Origin of the sequence: Prevotella sp. 885 (assembly GCF_002265625.1) — a bacterium.
In the GTDB taxonomy this organism is placed as follows: domain Bacteria; phylum Bacteroidota; class Bacteroidia; order Bacteroidales; family Bacteroidaceae; genus Prevotella.
The window spans coordinates 1-2,722 of record NZ_NOVE01000104.1 but is presented as its reverse complement, the minus strand read 5'-3'; the positions used below and the strand labels follow the sequence as shown (position 1 = coordinate 2,722).

The window sequence follows — 2,722 nt, the reverse complement described above, 5'->3', positions numbered from 1 at the left end:
TACCAATGTTGGATAAGTCCTGCAACGGCATCAATCCACCAACGCATGAACTTCTCATTCTTGAAGAACCGAGCCTTTTCCTCAGCCGTTTTCTTGGATAGCACGTTGCTGATTTTTATCAAATCCGTCCTTGCGATGGCGAGAGAGTTGAGAGCGTCCACCTCTTCCTTGGTGAGTCTCATGCGTGGACGGTGCTTCAAACCAGTCTCAACGACATAGCGGCTCAGACTTATTCCACACTCCTTGGCAAGCGTCTGGAGCTGCTTCAACTCTTCTTTCGTACATCGGTAGGTGTGGACTTCCGTAGGCGGTTTCCTTATGATGTTCTTCTTTCTCATTTGTCCTTGTCTCTGATTAAAATGGGATGATTACAAGCACCTTGCAAAGGTGGTCACGACTGCGAGCCTGCGAGTAGTCCGAGAAACTTTTAGGAATACAGAAAGACGGACACGGCTTCTGTATTACAAAAGGATTTCTCGAAAAGTACCTATAAAATGACGGCACTTTTAACAGCGTCCGTCCCCAAGGCTGCTTAAACGTATAACAGTTTGGCGGTAGCCTCTGGCGGTCAATCGTCCTTTGGGATGATTTATCGGTATAGTGGCTCATTAGCCTCTGAATGCCTATTGATTGCCGTTATGGGAGTCGTTAGGCTTGTAACCATTGGCATTAGAACCATTAGACTGTTGTGTTTGTCCTCCTGCCAGATGCTGTGGATATGTGTTGTGTTTTCCCTCATTCTGTTTGGCATCTGCTTCTTGCATGGAAGAAGGATTGCCAACAGACTGTCTGGAGTAGTTTTGTTGTGGGGAAATTCCATCAGTAACAGCATCGGAAAGATTGCCATTAGTTCCGACCTTACTCACGCTTCTGTTGTCATTAGATGAAGTCGAATTTAGGGAAGAAGAAATATCTGCTGTAGAAGAATTGCCCTTGTTGTCAGTATCGGATATTCCATTGGCAGAATGCCCATCTTCCTTGTCCGACTTTGTATTATCCTCTGTTGTCGTAACAATTACTCTTGCTTGTGGAACTTCCGTGTGGATGATTGCAGAGCCATCCGCATTGCGTTTCAATGAAAATCCGTTCTTGACAAATCTTCCGTCCACATACCAGCCAGAGAGGGAATGCAGGGTAATGATGCGGTTGTCTCCAACTTTTTGTGAAGAGGAAATGCCAACAACCTCCATAGCCTGTAAAAGTTTGGGTACGGTCTTGCGGTCTTTATCCCAGAGTTTGGCAAGTTGGGTATTGTCAACCATACATTGCCCACACAAGATTTCCACTTGTTGGGTCTTGCTGATAGGTACAAGTGTTGTTTCACGTTCAGCAAGAGAGGCAAGAGACATGAAGCATTCCATGCGGTCAATCTTGTACTTCTTGCAGCGAAGATACTCCATCTGTACATCGGACAGCGTGAAGCAGTAATGTATCTTTTGTTTATCCATCTTCTGTAAATTTTGAATATTATAACCATAAATGGCAAGACTGTTTTTCTCAGTAAAGAGAAAATCATCTGTGCCGTCCTCGCCTTGGGGAATTGTCCTCTGCTATAACATAGAGTTCGCCTTGCAACCTGTCATTAGAATGATTGCTTAATCGTGAAATGCACTCAATGCAAACAGACTGGGCAAGAAGTTTTCTTCTGCCGATAGTTGCTTCATCGTTGATGCCTTTGTTGGCTCCGCATTGCTCGGCAAGCTGATTGAAAGCATCACGCATCCGAAAGTAGCCGTTGCCAGTATTGATGTAGCTCACGGCAAGGTCAGCAACATTTGCCAACTTGCTTCTGTACTCCTCATGGGAAATATCGTCCTTCATCATCGCCATGTCTATTTACAAAGTTCACTCATGTGCTTGGTCGCTGCAGCCTTGGTCTCAGCCTCGGACATACTGCGGTTCTGGCGCATCCAGTTCAAAAGCTCGGACTTTTCAAAGTATATAATCTTGCCGTTGGGACGGAAGAACGGAAGTTCATGCTTGTGTGTCATCTTGTAGAGACTGCTCTTTGATATACCCATGAATAAGGCTGCTTCCTCCAGTGTCAATACTTGCTTGGCATCACGGAGTAGGTTCTCCATTATCCCAATGCGGTGCTCATGTGACTCTACCTTCAAAAGAAGAGTCTCGGTGTCGATAGTTTTGTTCATTATCCTGTAATTTAATTGTTTATGATTTGTTGTATTGCTTGTTTTGAAAGTGTAGTCCCCCAAGGCAGAGAGAAATCCCTGCCCGAAATATGGGGACTACAAAAGTGAAATTAACTGATTGTTACCCTGAAAAGTTCTGTTTACTTGTTATCCTGTAAAAAAGTTATTCTGCGTGGATGGGTGTTGGTGGCTGCTGTCCGCTTTGTCCTCGGTATTTGCTTGTTCTCTTCACGCTGTTTGCGACCTCGAAAGGCTTTCTTCGTGTTGTCAACAGCCTTGACCTTTTCATTCGTCAGCACATCTGCATAGATGGCGGTGGATTTGAGCGACTTGTGTCCCATCAGTTTCTTGGTAGTCTCAATGTTGCCGGTAACCGCCTGTACCAATATTCCGAATGTATGTCTAGAGCAGTGAAAAGAGATATTCTTCTCAATGCCCACCTTTTTGGCTATCCTTTTAAGGGCTGCATCCACATTAGCCTTGGCAGGAAGGTGAAACACAAAATCATCATCGCCTTTGGGTGGCATCCATGACAAGGCGGTATTGCCGATTGGTACGGCATTGAGAGCCTT

General features: G+C 45.0%; 5 protein-coding genes. All 5 read right to left on the bottom strand.

The window, feature by feature from the left end; all coding sequences use genetic code 11:
- Positions 1-338: plasmid mobilization protein (locus CHL74_RS15140; RefSeq protein WP_094881987.1), on the bottom strand; the 338-nt coding region annotated here is incomplete at its 3' end.
- A 285-nt stretch (positions 339-623) separates the two neighbouring features.
- A complete protein-coding gene (locus CHL74_RS15135; RefSeq protein ID WP_094881986.1) occupies positions 624-1,448 on the bottom strand; it encodes a hypothetical protein in 825 nt (274 codons plus the stop codon).
- A 64-nt stretch (positions 1,449-1,512) separates the two neighbouring features.
- On the bottom strand, positions 1,513-1,824 hold the full coding sequence (locus tag CHL74_RS15130) for a hypothetical protein (RefSeq protein WP_229097228.1): 312 nt from the start codon (positions 1,822-1,824) through the stop codon (positions 1,513-1,515).
- Between the two features lie 8 nt (positions 1,825-1,832).
- Positions 1,833-2,150: a helix-turn-helix domain-containing protein gene (locus tag CHL74_RS15125; protein ID WP_004302115.1), complete on the bottom strand. Its 318-nt coding sequence runs from the start codon at positions 2,148-2,150 to the stop codon at positions 1,833-1,835.
- A gap of 140 nt (positions 2,151-2,290) precedes the next feature.
- Positions 2,291-2,722 (bottom strand): tyrosine-type recombinase/integrase (locus tag CHL74_RS15120; protein WP_176452288.1); only part of this gene is annotated, 432 nt, incomplete at its 5' end.

Bases quoted from the DNA above. Each gene is read 5' to 3' on its own strand.
- CHL74_RS15135 (WP_094881986.1), bottom strand. From the start codon at position 1,448: ATGGATAAACAAAAGATACATTACTGCTTCACGCTGTCCGATGTACAG.
- CHL74_RS15130 (WP_229097228.1), bottom strand. From the start codon at position 1,824: ATGATGAAGGACGATATTTCCCATGAGGAGTACAGAAGCAAGTTGGCA.
- CHL74_RS15125 (WP_004302115.1), bottom strand. From the start codon at position 2,150: ATGAACAAAACTATCGACACCGAGACTCTTCTTTTGAAGGTAGAGTCA.